General features: G+C 53.0%; 17 protein-coding genes. 4 read left to right on the forward strand and 13 right to left on the reverse strand.

Annotated elements, in window-relative coordinates:
* The 9 genes from BZG14_RS05355 to BZG14_RS05395 all read right to left on the reverse strand — a co-directional run.
* On the reverse strand, positions 1 to 175 hold a 175-nt coding region (locus tag BZG14_RS05355; RefSeq protein ID WP_198532022.1), incomplete at its 3' end, for a DNA adenine methylase.
* A 72-nt stretch (positions 176 to 247) separates the two neighbouring features.
* Entirely contained in the window at positions 248 to 1,873 is a 1,626-nt protein-coding gene (locus BZG14_RS05360) for an AAA family ATPase (protein WP_077458665.1), read from the reverse strand.
* Positions 1,874 to 1,884: 11 nt separating this feature from the next.
* Positions 1,885 to 2,964, reverse strand: coding sequence for a 3-dehydroquinate synthase (aroB, locus tag BZG14_RS05365; RefSeq protein WP_077608178.1), 1,080 nt, complete (start codon positions 2,962 to 2,964; stop codon positions 1,885 to 1,887).
* A 19-nt stretch (positions 2,965 to 2,983) separates the two neighbouring features.
* Complete coding sequence (aroK, locus tag BZG14_RS05370; protein WP_077458667.1) at positions 2,984 to 3,502, reverse strand: shikimate kinase AroK; 519 nt, start codon at positions 3,500 to 3,502, stop codon at positions 2,984 to 2,986.
* Between the two features lie 144 nt (positions 3,503 to 3,646).
* Positions 3,647 to 5,392 (reverse strand): type IV pilus secretin PilQ, encoded by a 1,746-nt coding sequence (locus BZG14_RS05375; protein WP_077458668.1) that lies wholly within the window; start codon positions 5,390 to 5,392, stop codon positions 3,647 to 3,649.
* The gene (locus BZG14_RS05380; RefSeq protein ID WP_158011727.1) at positions 5,389 to 5,916 is read right to left on the reverse strand and encodes a pilus assembly protein PilP; all 528 of its coding nucleotides are present in this window, start codon (positions 5,914 to 5,916) and stop codon (positions 5,389 to 5,391) included. Before BZG14_RS05380 ends, BZG14_RS05375 begins: the two co-directional genes overlap by 4 nt.
* 20 nt (positions 5,917 to 5,936) lie before the next feature.
* Positions 5,937 to 6,518 (reverse strand): type 4a pilus biogenesis protein PilO, encoded by a 582-nt coding sequence (locus BZG14_RS05385; protein WP_158011728.1) that lies wholly within the window; start codon positions 6,516 to 6,518, stop codon positions 5,937 to 5,939.
* The gene (locus BZG14_RS05390) at positions 6,515 to 7,096 is read right to left on the reverse strand and encodes a PilN domain-containing protein (RefSeq protein WP_077608179.1); all 582 of its coding nucleotides are present in this window, start codon (positions 7,094 to 7,096) and stop codon (positions 6,515 to 6,517) included. The genes BZG14_RS05385 and BZG14_RS05390 overlap by 4 nt, the downstream gene beginning before the upstream one ends.
* Positions 7,093 to 7,989 (reverse strand): hypothetical protein, encoded by an 897-nt coding sequence (locus tag BZG14_RS05395; protein WP_077608180.1) that lies wholly within the window; start codon positions 7,987 to 7,989, stop codon positions 7,093 to 7,095. The genes BZG14_RS05390 and BZG14_RS05395 overlap by 4 nt, the downstream gene beginning before the upstream one ends.
* Before the next feature lie 142 nt (positions 7,990 to 8,131).
* Here BZG14_RS05395 and BZG14_RS05400 point away from each other — a divergent pair, with 142 nt between their 5' ends.
* Entirely contained in the window at positions 8,132 to 10,624 is a 2,493-nt protein-coding gene (locus BZG14_RS05400) for a penicillin-binding protein 1A (protein WP_077608181.1), read from the forward strand.
* A gap of 86 nt (positions 10,625 to 10,710) precedes the next feature.
* On the opposite strand, the gene oxyR is transcribed toward BZG14_RS05400, so the two are convergent.
* Complete coding sequence (gene oxyR / locus BZG14_RS05405) at positions 10,711 to 11,619, reverse strand: DNA-binding transcriptional regulator OxyR (RefSeq protein ID WP_077458674.1); 909 nt, start codon at positions 11,617 to 11,619, stop codon at positions 10,711 to 10,713.
* A 147-nt stretch (positions 11,620 to 11,766) separates the two neighbouring features.
* Between oxyR and BZG14_RS05410 the strand changes: the two genes are divergently transcribed.
* The 3 genes from BZG14_RS05410 to BZG14_RS05420 all read left to right on the forward strand — a co-directional run bounded on the left by BZG14_RS05410 (position 11,767) and on the right by BZG14_RS05420 (position 14,402).
* Entirely contained in the window at positions 11,767 to 12,498 is a 732-nt protein-coding gene (locus BZG14_RS05410; RefSeq protein ID WP_077608182.1) for a glutathione peroxidase, read from the forward strand.
* 52 nt (positions 12,499 to 12,550) lie between these two features.
* The gene (locus BZG14_RS05415) at positions 12,551 to 14,002 is read left to right on the forward strand and encodes a dihydrolipoyl dehydrogenase (RefSeq protein WP_077608183.1); all 1,452 of its coding nucleotides are present in this window, start codon (positions 12,551 to 12,553) and stop codon (positions 14,000 to 14,002) included.
* Between the two features lie 160 nt (positions 14,003 to 14,162).
* On the forward strand, positions 14,163 to 14,402 hold the full coding sequence (locus tag BZG14_RS05420; RefSeq protein WP_077608184.1) for a DUF3624 domain-containing protein: 240 nt from the start codon (positions 14,163 to 14,165) through the stop codon (positions 14,400 to 14,402).
* Between the two features lie 8 nt (positions 14,403 to 14,410).
* On the opposite strand, the gene argH is transcribed toward BZG14_RS05420, so the two are convergent.
* Genes argH through argB form a run of 3 tightly spaced genes read right to left on the reverse strand, consistent with a single transcriptional unit; the run spans position 14,411 to position 18,378 of the window.
* On the reverse strand, positions 14,411 to 16,297 hold the full coding sequence (gene argH, locus BZG14_RS05425; RefSeq protein ID WP_077608185.1) for an argininosuccinate lyase: 1,887 nt from the start codon (positions 16,295 to 16,297) through the stop codon (positions 14,411 to 14,413).
* A 35-nt stretch (positions 16,298 to 16,332) separates the two neighbouring features.
* Positions 16,333 to 17,544 (reverse strand): argininosuccinate synthase, encoded by a 1,212-nt coding sequence (locus BZG14_RS05430; protein WP_077608186.1) that lies wholly within the window; start codon positions 17,542 to 17,544, stop codon positions 16,333 to 16,335.
* A 54-nt stretch (positions 17,545 to 17,598) separates the two neighbouring features.
* Positions 17,599 to 18,378, reverse strand: coding sequence for an acetylglutamate kinase (gene argB, locus BZG14_RS05435; RefSeq protein WP_077458679.1), 780 nt, complete (start codon positions 18,376 to 18,378; stop codon positions 17,599 to 17,601).
* Between the last annotated feature and the right edge of the window lie 3 nt (positions 18,379 to 18,381).

Below are 18,381 nucleotides of genomic sequence, written 5' to 3' on the forward strand. Positions count from 1 at the left end.
GATCAGGATTGATGTCCGCCAAGATATAGTGGTCATAATCGGTATTGAGAAACACCGATCCGGCCCCAACAAAGGGCTCTATCAGCGTGTCACCCTCAGGAAGATGACGACGAATGTCATCAACCAGTGAGTACTTACCTCCCGCCCACTTTAGAAACGCGCGATGCTTTCTCATTGCCCCTAATCTATCTCTGCGGTCTGAAAAGGGGCGGATTGTACCCTATTTTGCKTCATCAATCAGCGGATTTTACTGGCCATTYGCTCGGTTAATTTCGCGATGAATCTGACTGAATGATTTCACAAAAGGCTGCAGTGCACGGACATTATCCGCTAAGTTTAATTCAGCACGACGCGCTTCCGTCACACTGGCATAGTCACCTAACAAGACCATATACCAGGTCGCGTTGTTTCGCGGTGTTTGGTACACCTGCACGCGGTCAGCCAATTGATAATCCTCAATCAAGGCAACGGCATCTTGCCGCGATTGCAGCGCGGCCAATTGCAAGGCATAACGCTGGGCTGGAACATTAAGCAAAGCTTGTGGCGCGAATGGCAGCCCATCCTCATTCTGGCTGAGATTGTTTTGGCTGCGATTGTCTGATTCAGAGTTGGTCGGCGACGCCGTTGCGCCCTCATCGGTCGCTTGATCTGAACTCGCGCTGTTATCAGCGGTGGTTTGCGGTGCCGCAGGTGAAGGCACTGCCTCACTGATTTCGCTGGCTAACGGCTCCTCAACGGCGTCGGTACCGTCTCCCCCGGCATCTTGTTCATCAATAATCGCATCAACCACGTCATCCGGTACCACGACTCGCTGGCCTTCATCACTGCGCCCGACAGTCAGCCCTTCCCCATTGATATCATCTGGCAGGGCGGCCTGATCTTCCGTTACCGCACCATTATCGCTAGATGGCGAGGCAATCGTCCCACTCCCCGCGTCCGCGCTAGACGCACTAGGTTGTGCATCTGTTTGGGTCGTTGTTTGCGGGTCAGTGAGCGTCTGCTCCTCTTGTTCACTGAGCAAATCGTCTAACTGCTTGAGCCCTTCAGGAAGCACCGCCTCTGACGCAGAGTCAGCTTGTTGGCTTGGAAATACCCACCAAATTGCACCGGCTCCAAGGATCATCAATACCACAGCGAGAATCAGCATTAAGAAGGGTTTGTTGTTTTTAGCGGGCTTTTTCTTATCTTTACTCACAGCGCCTGTCTCCTGATTGTCCTTTCCCATAATGGTGCCGGGGTAAACGGTTTGATTGGCAAGTTTGGCTAACCACTGTTTCTTTTTCTCGCCACCGATGCGCTGGGTAACCGCCAACACATCAATAAACATCTCGGCTTCTCCCTCATTGAGGGGGGAGATTTCCAGCTCCAGGGGTTTTTGCTCGTGCCCGTAAGACACCTGGCTTAGCCACTTGTTCAACTTTCCAGGGAGCGCGAAAAGCACCACATTGATACGCCAATTAGCCTGATGCTGTGCGTGTTGCACCAAGGCCCACAACTCTGACAACAAGCCTGGGGTCAAACGGTGCGCATCATCAATCACCAATAAGGCATCGCACCCTCCGCCATCGAGCATCATGGTGAGGCTATCGATAAGCGGGTCGGCTTCGTTAAACACGCCATCTTTAACAATTTGCCGCAACAAGATAGCGCGGCGCTGTGCATCGCTCTGGGCGGTATGGCACGCCAATAAGGCGTGAACATGCGCATCTGCCCACTGCTCCATATAGCGCTCACTGAGCCAGGTTTTACCTGCCCCCTCAGGCCCGGTCACTTGGAGTAAGTTGGCGCTAAAGCGGGTAATAAATTGCAGTCGAGAAAGGAGCTGGGTTTGGCTTTCCAGATCCAATGCTAGAGTATCAAAAGTGTCTGTCATGCATTCAATGGTTAACCGGCATCAATCACATCAGCAATACACTGATGGGGCACATCTGCAACCACTTGAGCCTGGCCTATCGCTGTCGGCAAAACCAGGCGCAACTGTCCTGAAAGCACTTTTTTATCACGCATCATGTGCTTAATAAAAGCATCGTAGTTCATCTCACTGGGTGCCTGTATGGGAAGATCCGCACTTTCCAGTAAGGCARTGATGCGTGACACAGTTTTTGGCTCAATAAGACCGTGTCGCTGCGCCGTTTTAGCGGCCAACACCGTCCCTGCCGAGACCGCTTCACCGTGAAGCCAGTTGCCATATCCCATTTCTGCCTCAATCGCATGGCCAAACGTATGACCCAAGTTTAAGAGTGCACGGACGCCCGCCTCGGTTTCATCTTGTGCGACCACATCGGCTTTTATCTGGCAACAGCGGCGAATGGCATAACTGAGCGCATCCGGCGAGAGCGCTGTCAGTGCCGTCATTTCGCTGTCTAGCCAATCAAAGAAAGACGCATCGGCGATAATGCCGTATTTGATCACTTCGGCCATGCCAGCGGCAAACTCACGACGCGGTAGAGAACTAAGCACTTGCGTATCAATCACCACCGCTTGGGGCTGATAAAAAGCCCCAATCATGTTTTTGCCCAGTGGGTGATTAATGGCTGTTTTGCCACCAACCGATGAATCCACCTGCGCCAATAACGTGGTGGGCACTTGGATAAAGTCCACCCCGCGCTGATAGCAGGCGCTGGCAAAACCAACGATGTCACCAATCACGCCGCCGCCCAGCGCGACGAGTACCACATCACGGTTGTAATTGTTTTCTAATAGGAAGGTATTGATGGTATTAAACGTCTCTAAAGACTTGTAAGCCTCACCATCGGGGAGACTCAAGCGAGCGACATCCGCCGCGCCTGCCTGTTTTAAGGTTGAGACCAGTGCGTCGCCGTATAGCGGCATCACTGTCTCATTACTGATGACAGCAACCCGACGCGAATGGACGCTCCCAAATAGGCTAGCATCAGCTAACAGCCCTTCACCGATCGAGATAGGGTAGCTACGTGCCCCTAGGTTAACGTCTATCCGTTCCATGGTCGGGTCCTGTGTTTGGTTATTGCTGCTCTAACAGCGCCATGATTTGATTCGCCACCACTTTGGCACTTTGATCGTCAGTACGGACAACATAATCAGCAATTTCTTGATAAAGAGGATTACGCTCTTCCGCTAACGCCTCAAGCACTTCACGTGGTTGGTCAGTTTGTAATAGTGGTCGTTTCTTATCGCGTTGGGTGCGTGCCAGCTGCTTCTCGATGGTGGTTTCTAAATACACCACCACACCACGAGCAGAGAGACGGTTGCGGCTTTCTTTGCTCATGATCGAGCCACCGCCAGTCGCGAGAACGATACCTTGCTCTTCAGTGAGGTCGTTTATCACGTTTTCTTCGCGTTTACGGAAACCTTCTTCACCCTCAACGTCAAATACCCATGCAATGTCTGCTCCAGTACGATCTTCAATCACTGAATCAGAATCATAGAATTCCATATGAAGTTGCTGAGCGAGATGACGACCAATTGTGCTTTTACCAGCCCCCATAGGGCCTACCAAAAAGATGTTTCGTTTTTCAGCCATTTTAAGCAATTTTACGCGCGGTTAAATAAGACAACACCGCCCGCAGGCTTAATGAAAAAAGCCCGAGGCGCCAATTCCTCACAGATATTTCGTGATCAGATTAAAAATTATCTCAGGACAGTGGCCCCTTTGGCAACACCTAACCTAGCCTGTGACGATTTTAGGGGTCACAAAGATCAGAAGTTCGCGTTTTGCATGGTCTTTTAACTGGTGCTTAAACAAGTTACCAACCAACGGAATATCCCCCAGCAGCGGCACTTGGGTCTCTTTGTTGATCATGGTTTGCTGAAAGATCCCCCCTAAGACGACAGTTTCACCATTTTCCGCCAACACTTGGGTATTAATGCGCTTGGTACTGATCGACATCGCTTCGCCTTTTCCGGCCACCACCGCTTTTTCGGGCATATCTTGGGTTAACTTTAAATCCAAGACCAGCGTATTGTTGGGCGTAATTTGTGGGGTCACCGACAAGCTCAACACCGCTTTTTTAAACGACACCGCCACCGCACCGCTTGAAGACGCCTCGAGGTAAGGCAGCTCTGTCCCTTGTTCAATGTAGGCTGCTTTTTTATTGGTGGTGATCAGACGAGGGCTGGATACCACTTCTGCTTTCCTTTCACTTTCAAGTGCCGACAGCTCCAAATCGAGTAGAAGGTCATTGCCGAGCTTCGCCACTTGCATCGCCATACTCGAGGCGGAGGGGTTAGCAGCCGCAAGGTTCACATTGAGAAAGTCCCCCATATTAACGCCGTCTGTCGCCGCCTCGTTTAAGCTTTCAGGCCCTTGCCCCGTCACGTTGCTATCCCACATCAAGTTACCTTCCACAGACGGACCAACCGTGGTTGAGCCATTTCGATTCAATAGCCCCCAACGCACACCGAGTTCATCCACTGAGCCTTGCTCGACGGTCACAATGCGTGCCTCTATCTCGACTTGCTTGACCGGCACATCTAAATGACTCACTAACGTGCGAATACGATCGATGTTCTTCTCGATATCACGAATGATGATCGCATTGGTGCGCGAATCGAGTGAGACGGCACCACGAGGAGACAGCAAGCTGACTCCCTGCCCCTGGCCTCGGATTAACGCCGCGACGTCAGTGGCTTTGGCGTAGTTAACGGTGATCACGGCAGAAGACAAAGGCAACAGCGCGTCTGCTTGTTGCGCCATCTCGAGATCTTGTTTTTCTTGCGCCATCAGTTCTTTACGAGGGGCCACTAACATCACATCCCCACGTTGGCGCTTGTCTAACCCCTTGACCCTGAGAATCACATCCAACACATCTTGCCAGGGTACCCCGTCGATACGCATGGTGATATTGCCCTGCACACTGTCAGTGGTCACCAAATTAAATTGATTTTGTTCGGCAATCAGTTGTAACACCGCCCGCACAGGAATATCTTGGAAATTGATGGAAATCGGTGCGTCGGGAGCAGGGACTTGAGCAGTCGCCGGATCGGCGTCGCGCAAGGTGATAATTAATTGCTGATGCTGTTGTTGGTAATCAAACGTCATCGCTTGCTGGGCATCAATTTCTATCTTGGTGTAGCCTGCGACCTGGTTGATGTGAACGGCGTTCACAGGCAACCCCGTCTCTTGCCCTTTCATCCGCCCAAGTAAGTCTGGCTTGACGACCACCTGAGGTAATCGAATCATGAGCTGCTTAGGGCTCAACTGGCGAAAGTCCGCCATCACCGAGGCACTGTCAAAACGCAAGCTGATCTGCGTCTCTTGCGGCGTGGGAGACGTAAGTTGCGCCTGCACTAAGGTCACTGCCTCAGCGGCCTCCACTGCGGTACTCCATACCATCCCACAAACGAAAACAGTCACAATGACAGCTTGCGCCAGTCCTGATCCGAGTGTGCGTTTTACCCTGCTTGCTTTCATTCACGCCATCCTTTTTCCGACACGCCGGGGTGGGTTGACAAAGTCACAAAACGCGGCTGCCAGCAACCCAACCCATCTGGCAACAGCTGTTTAATTCTCACCTGGTTAGGTGCTACCTGAATCACACGACCATGATGCGGTCCTAATCGCTCTCCCCGCTTCACTTTGCGCACCAAACCGCTAGGTAATGCCATGAGTGCTTGCCTCTGCTCACCTTTGGTTAAACTGCCTGTCATCTGAAGCTGATCGAGTGGCACCGCCGTCAGTGGAGACGTCTGCTCTCCCGAAGTGGGCTGCCAACAATCCCCCATTGCTGCGAGATCCTGTCGACTATCAGGCGCAAGAAAAAAGGGGTCGCGACCGCTCGCGGAAAAAGCAAGCGGCTGGTAGGTTGGCGCGGGCGGGATCCGGGTGGCGCTCACCTCGGCGTGCGATTTTGCCTGTCTCATAAACTGATCAATGTCGGTATGATCATGATGACAGCCACTGAGAAGTGCTAGAAAGATGTACCCGTAGCGTCTCATACTGCTCCTTACTACCATGATTAACGACGCCCATCAGGGCCAGTGTATCGATAGGTGGTGGCCGACACTGACAGTCGTAAGTCGTCGGCTGGTGACGCTTGGTCACGCGTCAAGGTAAAGTTTTGCAGTGACACCAAACGCGTCATTGCCGCGATATCAGCGCTGAATGCGCCAATATCTCGATACTGCCCGTGTAAGACAATATCGATGGGGATCGCATCCAACCATTGCCCCTGCCGACGAGGCCGCCAAGCTAAAGTGTCGAAATTGAGTTGATGGCGCCCCCCAACGTCGCTAATGCCGGCCAATAATTCCGCCAATTCCTCTTCTTCGGGCAACTGCGCGATCAGCTGGTTATACTGTTGATTCAACGCGTTGAGTTGCGCTTCAACATCCGGCAATCCCGCCACTTCATGCGCAAGCTTTCGATACTGAGCTTTTAATGGTTGTTCTTGCTGGCTCACTCGCTGCCACTGCGCATGTTGCGGCCCAATCCCCACCACCCAAATGAGGCTTAAGATTATCCCGCCCAAGAAGAGCCATACACTCAGCTTGACCCATCGCGGTGCAAAGGGGAGATCTCGCCAGTCACATTCGATCACGATGCATCCTCCTCGCCACTTAATCGTTCGGGGGCAACATACTGGGTAAAGGAAAAGCTGAGCGTAAAGCGTTTATTGGGCCCAGCCGCTTTGCCATTCGTGACGACCGTCTCTATATCCAGATCGTCCACGGCTTGGTCCGTTTCCAGTGAGGCCAGTAAACGCGCAAGCTCCGCGTTGGAATGAACCCAACCTTCTAGACTGATGCGCTCCGCCTGTTGTGCAATGCGAGTAAGGTAGGCCCCAGGGGGCATCACACGAGGAATAAAGTTGAGTACGGCGGTCACATTATTACGCTGTTGCTGCAATTGGTTTACCAGCCCCAATCGTGACTGCAACGCGCGACGCTGCGTGTCTTGTTTCTCAAACTGAGCCAAGGTGTGTTTAAACTGCTTGATACCTTGTTCGAGTTGTTGGTTGCGTTCTTGCTGAACCGCGATCCTGTGCTGCTGTACTGCCGTGACTGTCCAGCCAAACAGGAGTGTTACTGCCACGACCATCAGCGTGGCCATGGCGAAGGCACGCTGTTGGCGGCGCTGTGCTTGTGCCCGCCACGGTAATAAGTTAATCGCCATCATTGCGCACCTCGCAGAGCCAGCCCAAGTGCCACAGTGGCGGGGGCATTCAAGTTTTCACAACCAAACGGCGCACCAGGATTGATAGAATGGCACGCTATCTGAGCCGGAAAGCGCATCGCTTCCGGCCAATCACCACTTAACCAAACGCTGGCATCAGAGTGACTACCAGATTGCGTCAGGTAGGCGTGATAGGCGTGTTCAATATGTTGGCATAGCACCTGATAGGAGAGGTCATCGGCGTCAGCCTGTCTCGGGGACGTCAGCGATAATCGCTGCTGGTAATCCTCCCCATCGGTGCGTTTTCCGGTGACCGTTAGTGCCCCCGCACACACATGTAACCAAAGGGGCCAAGCATCGGGTTGATGGTAGGCCACTAACGCCTCATACAATGCTTGAAGACCATGCTGTTGTCGGTCAACCACACTCACGTTTAGCTTGGCCTGGTGACAAGCGGCAAGGATGGGCGCTAGCGTGGATTGGCGGCATGCGGTTACCTGGTAATGTGCGTCGCCAGGCTGCGTCCCGACGTCTTTTTTAGAAAAGTCGAACAGGAGATCGCTGATGTCCATATTGAGCACTTGGCTCAGCGCCTGCCCGACCATCGCTTCTTGCTCTAGCGGATCATCGACATCCGCCGCCGTTAATGTTTTGCTGATCACAGTGTCGTCATCGACACCAATCACTACACGCGTCATCCAGCGCTGGTACCAAGGCAGCGGTTCGAGCATGTCGGCTTTCAACGTTTTAATTGACTCAACCAAGTGATCATCGTGATCGGTAGCCAGTGTGTGTAAGCTGACTACCTGCTGAGTCGCAGACGATGGCTGAATGGCCACCGCATGACTCGTCTGTCGGCCCAAAGCGAGACCTAAAACTGCCGAACTTCGCATCATTTCGTGTTAGGCTCCCAACGTTAGCGTGAAGTCAGTATTTACAAAACTGACCGCATCACGGGTTATTTTTAATGCTGGTGCCTTTATACTACTCACGTATGATTATTGAACGGCTCAATGGCAATAGAACGGGAAATCTCAGGTGAAGTTCATAAAGCGTTTGCTTATCTTTGCACTGGTTTGCACAGTGCTTGGAGTCACTACAATCTTTGGGTTTTACCTGTATGTAAAACCTGACCTCCCCGATGTAGCGACACTCAAAAGTGTCGAACTGCAGACTCCGATGCAGGTTTATAGCGCCGATGGGGCGTTGATCTCCCAGTTTGGTGAAAAGCGTCGCATCCCCGTCATGCTCGAGGACATCCCTCAGCCCATGATTGATGCATTGATTGCGACAGAAGATAGTCGCTTTTATCAACATCCAGGGATTGACCCTATCGGCATTGTCCGCGCCGCGGTGGTGGTGGCGATGTCAGGTACGGCCAAGCAAGGGGCCAGTACCATCACCCAGCAGCTGGCGCGTAACTTCTTCCTTTCCAACGAAAAACGTATTATGCGCAAGATAAAAGAGATTTTTATCGCGGTGCATATTGAGCAACTGCTTAGCAAGGAAGAAATCCTCGAGCTGTACTTTAATAAGGTCTTTTTAGGCTATCGCTCATACGGGGTGGGAGCCGCCGCCCAGGTGTACTTTGGCAAAACCCTTGATCAACTCACCTTGAGCGAAATGGCAGTTATTGTCGGATTACCCAAAGCCCCCTCCACCATGAACCCTTTGTATTCGCTCTCGCGCGCCACCGATCGCCGGAATGTGGTGCTGGGGCGGATGCTGAAAGAGGGGTATATTTCCAATGCCGAGTATCAGCAAGCGAAGAATGAGCCGATTGTGGCCCGCTATCATGGGGCTGAAATTGAACTGTCCGCACCTTACGTGGCAGAAATGGCCCGCGCATGGGCGGTTGAGCAGTTTGGCGAAGACGCCTATACCTCAGGGGTGCGTATCTTCACCAGCGTTGATGCTGATAAGCAACGCGCCGCGAATGAGGCGGCAGTAGAAAACGTTCTCGCCTACGATCGCCGCCATGGTTTCCGTGGCCCCGTTGCGACCTTGTGGCAAGCGCCAAGCCAGCGTTGGCAGCACCAGCGGATTGTTGACCACCTTGCCAAGCAGCCCAGCTACGGCCCACTAGAGCCAGCGGTTGTGATCGATGTCCAAGCGCAATCGGCACAGGTTATTGGGCCCAATGGTCGTGAAATCGAACTGCCTTGGRAAGGGCTAGACTGGGCGCGACCTTATATCACTGATAGTCGCCAAGGCCCAGCGCCCAAACGTGCTGACGAGTTCCTCGCCAGTGGCCAACAAGTGTTTATTCGTCAAGTCGGTGACAGCTGGCATTTGGCCCAAGTCCCTACCACTAATACAGCCTTGGTCTCTATGTCACCCTCAACGGGGGCAATCAAAGCACTGGTGGGCGGCTTTAACTTTGTCCATAGCAAGTTTAATCGTGCCACACAGTCAGTTCGCCAAGTGGGCTCAAGTATCAAGCCATTTATTTACTCCGCCGCAGTGAATGAGGGCATGACACTCGCCACCTTGATTAATGACGCGCCCATTAACCGTTGGGATCGCAGCCAAGGGGTGGCATGGCGTCCTAAAAACTCACCGCCACGCTATGCCGGCCCGACGCGCGCACGATTGGGATTAGCCCAGTCGAAAAACGTCATGGCGGTGCGAGTACTCCGCCGAGTGGGGCTCGACGATACGCTGGACTTCCTCACGCGTTTTGGTTTCCAACGTGACGACCTACCGCGCGCTGAAGCGATTGCTCTGGGGGCAGGCAGCTTAACCCCCGTCGAAATGGCACAAGGCTTTAGCGTGTTTGCCAATGGCGGCTATTTTATGGAGCCCTTTATCATTGATCGGGTCGAAACCCCATTCGGTGAAGAGATTTATCGCGCTAACCCACCGGTGATTTGTGATAATTGCGAGCAGCAAACGGATCAGGCCGATCCGTTTAATGAGCAGAATTTGCTCGCGCAAGATGACACCACCACACAGCGTCATGCCAAACAAGTCATTGATGAACAAAATGCATTTTTGGTACGCGAGATGATGCAAAGCAACATCTGGGGTGGTGGTGATTGGCGCTATGGGACAGGCTGGAATGGCACGGGCTGGCGCGCACAAGCCCTCAAACGACGCGATATCGGCGGTAAAACCGGTACCACCAATGACTCAAAGGATACTTGGTACACTGGCTATGGCCCAGGTATCGTCACCACGGTTTGGGTTGGCTTTGATGATCATTCGCGCAAGCTTGGGCGAACCACTCGCAATGCCAATCTAGGCGACGAGCGTCAGCCTATCCGCGGGGCAGAGTCAGGCGCAAAAACAGCGGAGCCGGCATGGATTGATTTTATGCAGCATGCTCTCGCGGATGTGCCTGAGCAGAATAAAGCCGTCCCCCCTGGTATTGTGAAAGTGCGGATTGACCGTGAGACCGGGCTTTTAACCAGAAAAACCGATCATACGTCGATGTTTGAGTACTTTATAAAAGGCACTGAACCCACCGAGTATGTATCGTCACAGCCGGATGGCAACATTTATGAGTCAGGCACAGAGTCGCTGTTCTGACCCTGTCGCATCGTCAATAGCCTCCTCACATCAAGACGCCCGCATCATCATGCGGGCGTCTTTTTATATCCACGTCACGCGATAAGCTAGTGGCGGTGGCGATCACTCATCACGTCGGTCATTTGTTCACGGATAGCGTCAGCCAGCTGCTCATAACGTCCTCGTAGCGGCGAGCCAGGACGATAATCGAGCGTGATTTGGCGAGATGGCGTTGGTGACGTGGTGGGTATATACACCACACCATCTCGCTTATCAGCAGGAACAGACAATTGCGGTAATAAGGTGATCCCACTTCCTGCAGCCACCATGTTGCGCAAGGTCTCTAAACTCGTGGCACGAAAGCGTTGATCTTCACGCGCGCCCACTTTAAAACAAAAACCCATCGCCTGATCGCGCAAACAATGACCATCACCGAGCATTAATAAGGTTTCGCCTTGCAGCACATCTAACGCCACCTCGGCACAATCGGCGAGGTGATGCTTTTCATTGACCGCGAGCAGCATCGGCTCGTCGTAAAGAGGCAGCTCTTTTAGATGCTGCGTTTCCTCCACTGACGCCAGAATAATGCAATCGAGTTTGCCCTCTTCCAGTTGCTGCACTAGCTGCTGCGTCTGTCCTTCGTGAATAAACAGCTCCAGCTCAGGGAAACGATCACGCAGCAGTGGGATAATTTTAGGCAGCAGGTAAGGCCCAACTGTAGGGATCAGACCAATATGCAAAGGGCCGGTCATGCTTTCCCCTTGCTCACTGGCCAATTCGGTCAAAATTGTGACTTCGCGCAATACGTTACGTGCCTGTTGTACTAACCTCATACCGGCATCGGTGAATAACACACGACGGCTGGTTCGCTCTAACAAACTCACACCCAGCTCATCTTCCAGCTTGCGAATTTGCCCGCTTAAGGTCGGCTGGCTGACAAAGCAGGCTTCAGCTGCTTTGCGAAAATGGCGGTGTTCAGCCAACGCGACTAGATACTCCAAGTCACGAATGTTCATCGTTGCCTCTTCTATAGGGGATAACTATCAAAACCATAGCATCAAGCGATTAGAGCTATCAATCTTATTTAGCAATACTAGACCCATCAAAACACAGCGAGTCACTTCTCGCTTAACCACTTAGATTGAAAACAAAAGGAACGATTCATGACAGCAACAAAAGAAGGTCAGCCCGTACCACAAGTCACCTTCCGTACTCGCGAAGGCGACCAATGGAAAGACGTAAGCACCGATGACATCTTTGCCAATAAAACCGTGATTGTATTCAGCTTGCCAGGTGCGTTTACCCCAACGTGTTCATCTTCACACCTGCCACGCTATAACGAGCTGTACCCTGTTTTTCAACAGTATGGCGTCGATGACATTGTCTGTGTGTCCGTCAACGACACCTTTGTGATGAACGCGTGGAAAGCTGACCAGGACGCCGACAACATCCATGTCCTGCCTGACGGCAATGGCGAATTCACTGATGGCATGGACATGCTGGTCGACAAAAATGATCTTGGCTTCGGCAAACGCTCATGGCGCTACAGCATGCTGGTGAAAAACGGCGTGGTCGAAAAAATGTTTGTTGAGCCAAACGAACCAGGTGACCCGTTCAAGGTCTCTGATGCCGACACCATGCTGGGCTATATTGCTCCTGAGCATAAACTGCAAGATTCGATCACCGTGTTTAGCAAGCCAGGCTGCCCATTCTGTGCCAAAGCAAAACAAGCACTGATCGATGAAGGCCTTCAGTTTGAAGAAATTATCCTTGGCAAAGACGCTACCACGGTTTCTTTGCGTGCGGTCAGCGGTCGCGCCACGGTGCCACAAGTGTTTATCGGTGGCCGTCACATCGGTGGCAGTGAAGAACTCGACGCCTATCTGAACCAGTAATCCGCTGTTTGGGCGGCATTGTTGCCGCCCGTTATTTTCCCAGGAGAAAGCAATGAAAACATTAACGGTTGATGTGGCTGTGATTGGTGGCGGGACCGCCGGGCTCGGTGCTTATCGCGCAGCCAAAGCGCATACGGATAACGTGGTGATGATTGAAGGCGGCCCTTATGGCACCACCTGTGCACGGGTTGGCTGCATGCCATCCAAACTGTTAATTGCGGCGGCTGAAGCGGCGCACCATATCGACAAAGCGCCCGGCTTCGGTGTGTATCCCGGCGGCACCACGGAAATTAATGGCCGTGAGGTGATGGATCGAGTGAAACGCGAGCGTGACCGTTTTGTCGGCTTTGTACTGGAAAGTGTCGACGATATCCCCGCCCAAGACAAAATCGACGGCTATGCGCGTTTTATCGATGATCACACCTTAATGGTTGACAATCACACCACCATCCATGCTGATCGCATCGTGATCGCGACAGGTTCGCGTCCAAGCTGGCCGTCTGCTTGGGATCACCTTGGTGATCGTTTAGTGGTCAATGATGATATTTTTGAATGGGATGACTTACCTGAATCGGTCGCCGTGTTTGGTCCGGGCGTGATTGGCCTTGAACTGGGTCAAGCGCTGCATCGCCTCGGGGTCGAGATGACTATGTTTGGCGTCGGCGGCCAAGTGGGCCCCCTCACCGATCCAGACATCATGGCATATGCGGATAAAACCTTCAGCGAGGAGTTTTATCTCGACGCCGATGCCAAGGTGGAAGAGATGGTACGTGAAGGCGATAAGGTGCAAATCCGTTACCGTGATAAAGGGGGCGAGAGCCAATTGCGTTGGGTCGACTATGTGGTTGCCGCCACCGGTCGTCGCCCCAATGTCGACAAACTTAACCTTGACGCGACCAGCATCAAAGTGGATGCCCGCGGGGTGCCGGTTGCCGATAGTTATACCCTGCAAACCACGGCAGCGCACATTTTTATTGCCGGCGACGCCAGTAATCAAATTCCGTTGCTGCACGAAGCGGCTGACCAAGCGCGCATTGCTGGTGACAACGCCGGACGCGGCAAAGATATTCGTGCTGGATTGCGCCGCAGCAAGCTCTCTGCAGTCTTCTCTGACCCGCAAATTGCGATGGTGGGCGAAAGCTACAAAGCAATTACCGATCGTCTCGGCCCCTGCGGCTGCTTTGAAACCGGCGTGGTCTCTTTTGAAGGGCAAGGCCGCTCACGGGTGATGCTGCGCAACAAAGGCTTGTTACACGTTTATGCCGAACAAGGCACTGGCCGTTTCTTGGGCGCTGAAATGATTGGCCCGAACGCCGAGCACTTGGCCCACTTGTTGGCATGGGCACATCAAAACCAAATGACGATTTCGCAAATGTTGGATATGCCCTTTTATCACCCAGTGATTGAAGAAGGCGTGCGCACCGCACTGCGTGATGTCAACGCCAAACTCAAACTCGGTCCTGAAATAATCAAACACTGCATGGACTGCGGCCCTGGCTGCTAATCCACTGCCCTTTTCGCCGATTTTCGGCGCTTTACAGGCGCTGCCTGTTGCTTCCCCAAGCACTTGCTTACCTTTGCCCTCCTTCGCGGAGGGCTTTTTTGTATCCCGCGGTTCACTGCGTCACAATAAGCTATCGCCGTTACCGACCAAGAGAAACCACATGGCTTGCAAATACTGTCAATCTAGCATTTGGAAGCAGAAGCTGGGACGCTGCACGCGCTGTATGGCCCAACTTGCTATCATGTCTGCCATACTGTGGCCGCTTTGGTGGTGGGCCTATGCCGACACACCACGACAAGTGGAGTCGATTGCCTTGTTGTTCGCCGCCGGCAGTGCCAGCGCCTTGCTCATGCTTCATTTATTGATTTATCCATTTCGGCGCAATAAAAAGCGACACTAATGCCGCTTTCACTCTCCCTCRAGCGGCGAGAAAGTCGAGATCGTGGCTGGCCCAGCAATGTTATAAGTTAGCGCCACTTCGTCACAGGCGTGGAAGCGAGGACAGATTTCACAATCTTTCATTACTTTCTCAGGCAGTTGCGATTTTGACACTGGGGTAAAGCCTAATTGGGTGAAAAACTCTGGCACTCGGGTGAGGACAAAAACTTGCTCAATCGCCATTTGCTTGGCTTTTTTAATCAAGTGCATCATCAACGCCGTACCGTGACCTTGGCGCTGCCAGCCAGCTTCGATTCCCAAAGAGCGAATTTCTGCCAGCCCTGAGTCGTAAATATACAGCGAGCCGCAACCGGTCAAATCCCCTTGATGCTCGGATACCGCAAACAGGCCGATATTACGCACCAATTCATGGCGATCACGAGGTAAGTTCTCCCCCAACTTCGCCCAATACACCACCATGCCTTCGATGGTATCGAGATCCGTCAGCCGCGCTGAGCGCACCGTGACTTTGGGGGTAAAGCGCTTATCCAAACGCTTTTGCGCTTCTTGAATGGCAAAGCTAACCTGCTCGGGCGCGACCCCACCGAGCGCACGACGTTGGGCCAAGCAGGATTCAATCGTGAGCATGGCATACACATCGTCTTCAATCACCGGCGAGAATTGCTGCAAGGTGGCGAGCGGTAGATCTTCCAGTCCACAGCCTTGCTCAATAGCGGACACCACCGCCACACCCACAATATGGTGCGCTTCACGGAACGGGATCCCTTTGCTCACCAAATAATCGGCTAACTCGGTCGCATTGGCATGACCTTGCTGCGCCGCTTGCAAGGTTTTGTCTTTGTGAATGGTGATGCCTTCAAAACACAAGGCGGCCATATCCAAACAATCATGCCAAGTGTCCATGGCATCGAAGAGTCCTTCCTTGTCTTCTTGCATATCCTTGTTGTAAGCAAGCGGCAAGGCTTTGACCGTCATCATCATCGCCGACAAAGCACCGTACACCCGCCCCGTTCGGCCACGTATCAACTCTAGCGCATCGGGGTTTTTCTTTTGTGGCATCAGCGACGAGCCTGACGTCACCGTATCCGCCAGCTCGATAAACCCGGACTCGCCCGAATTGTAGAAGATCATATCTTCGGCCATCCGTGAGAGATGCAGCATCGACATAGATGCGGCGGACATCATCTCCATCACATGGTCTCGGTCTGAGACCGAATCCAAACTATTACGGGTGGCGCGTTTAAATCCCAGATTTTGTGCCAAGGCATCGCGATCAATCGGGTACGCGGTGCCTGCCAGCGCCCCAGATCCTAACGGGCAGGTATCCAGACGATTCAGTGCATCTTTTAAACGGGTAGTGTCGCGCTCAAACATCTCCAGATAGGCCAAACACCAATGGGCAAAGGTCACCGGCTGTGCACGCTGTAAGTGGGTATAGCCGGGCAACACGGTATCATGGTGCTGACTGGCCACATCCACCAGCTGCTGCTGAAGCTTGTCGAGAGACAGCAAGATTTGTTGGCCTTGCTGGCGACACCAGAGTTTAAGATCCGTGGCCACCTGATCGTTGCGTGAGCGTCCGGTATGCAGCTTTTTGCCCAAATCTCCGACTTTATCGATCAGTTGCTGCTCGACCCAGCTGTGAATATCTTCGGCGTCTGAGTTTAAGATCTGCTCAGGATTTTCCATCACCGACAGCTTGAGCTCATTGAGCGCCAGCTCCAATTGCTGTTGCTCGTCATCACTCAGCACGCCCACTGAACGCAAGGCTTTCGACCAAGCAATGGAGCCCACAATGTCTTGCTCTGCTAGGCGATAGTCAAAGCGCAGTGAATCGTTAAACGCTTGAAACCGTTTGTCGGCTGCCTGACTAAAGCGTCCGCCCCATAATGCCATGCTGTCTCTCCTTACTGCTCACGATGCTTTTTTAATTAGGATTGTTTTTGTTTGTTCAGCGTACGAATCCGGCTCGACAGCGAATACAAACGGATAAAGCCTTCGGCATGGCTGTGATCGTAGACATCATCATCCCCAAAGGTGGCAAAGTCTTCCGAGTACAAGCTATTGGTCGAGCGCTTTTGTACCACAGTCGCTTGCCCTTTATAGAGCTTGATCACCACCTCGCCCGTTACCGGCGCGGCAAGAGAATTGGCCGCGGCAACAATCGACTGGCAAAGCGGGGTAAACCAACGCCCATCATAAATCAGGTGAGAGGCTTTTAAACCGAGCTCCTCACGGAACTGATAACTCTCTTTATCCAGCACCAGTTGTTCAACGCCACGCAACGCTTCCATGATGATGGTGCCGCCTGGGGTTTCATAGCAGCCGCGGGATTTCATCCCCACCAAACGGTTCTCAACGATATCAATCCGTCCGACCCCGTGGGCTGCCCCTCTGTCATTCAATAGCGTTAGCACGTCATAAGGCGACATGGACTCACCATCGACCGAGACCACTTCCCCGCTTTGTACACCCAAGGTGACAAACTCAGGCGTGTTGGGTGCCTCTTCCGGTGCCACTGTCCATACCCAGCAATCTTGGTTGGCCGCCGTCCAGGTATCTTCTAACACGCCGCCTTCGGTTGAGACATGCCAAGCATTGGCATCACGTGAATAAATTTTCTCAAGGCTCGCCGTACAGGGAATGTCGCGGGCGGCCAAGTAATCGAGCAAGGCTTCACGACTGGTGAGATCCCACTCCCGCCACGGCGCAATCACTTTCAGTTGCGGCGCCAGCGCGGAGAAGGTGCTCTCAAAACGAACCTGATCGTTCCCCTTGCCGGTACAGCCGTGGCAAAGTGCATCTGCCCCGACCTCAAGGGCGCACTCGACCTGCGCTTTGGCAATGATAGGACGCGCCATCGAGGTGCCTAGTAGATATTTACCTTCATACACCGCACCGGTTTTTAGGCTAGGGTAAATATAATCCGCCACCATTTCGTGTTTCAGATCGGCGATAAAACACTGTGACGCCCCGGAGGCGATCGCTTTTTGCTCAATGCCTTCGAGCTCTTGTTCGCCTTGACCGACGTCGGCCACAAAAGCCACCACCTCACAGTCATAGTTTTCTTTTAGCCATGGAATGATGGCCGAGGTATCCAATCCACCCGAATAGGCCAGTACCACTTTATTTACCTTGCTCATCTTGCTCTCCTTAAATCCTAAATCGACGGTGTCGTCGCGTCGTTATACGTCTTATTAACTGGCGCTAAACCGGGTACCGATTTGCTGGCCATCGAATAATTGCGTGAGTTTTTCTGGATAACGCCAGGTGGCAATCTCTACCGGTTTACCTAATTCGCGGGCGGCGGCAAACGCGGCGTTGACCTTGACCACCATGCCATCGGTGATCACGCCTTTTTCCATCAAGTGCTGCGCATCTAACTCGGTGAGGCAAGGCAGTAAGTGCCCTTTGCCGTCTAACACACCGCTGACATCTGACAGCAACACCAGCTCAGCGCCTAGCGTGGTTGCCACCGCCACCGCCGCTTGGTCGGCGTTGACATTCATCAGCTCACCTTGGTCACTGATGCCAATCGAGCTAATAATGGGGACACAATCGGCGGCCAATACCGCCTGTAGCAGGCTAGGATCACCGGCGCTAGCTTCCCCCACTGCACCTAGTTCAGGGTCCAGCTGGCTGACCTGACACAAGCCGCCATCGGCCAAGCTCAAGCCACAGCTTTTAATCTTCGCCTTACGCGCTTCGGCTAACAGCAGCTTATTCGCCGTCCCGGCGAGGGCACCGGTGACATAATCAATCTGGTCGGCCGGCGTGACCCGCAAGCCTTGTTTTTTCACACTGGTGAGGGCGAGCTTTTTGAGCAGATCATCGACCAAGTAGCCGCCACCGTGCACCAGCACTAACGGGCGCTCAGCCTCACTGCGATAGGTGTTGATCGCGCCGAAAACCTTGGCGAGAGTCTCGCTGCAGCTCAGTGCCGCGCCGCCTAACTTAATCACTAATGGCGTTTTCATCCG

It is taken from the genome of Salinivibrio sp. IB282, assembly GCF_001995685.1.
GTDB lineage: Bacteria > Pseudomonadota > Gammaproteobacteria > Enterobacterales > Vibrionaceae > Salinivibrio > Salinivibrio kushneri.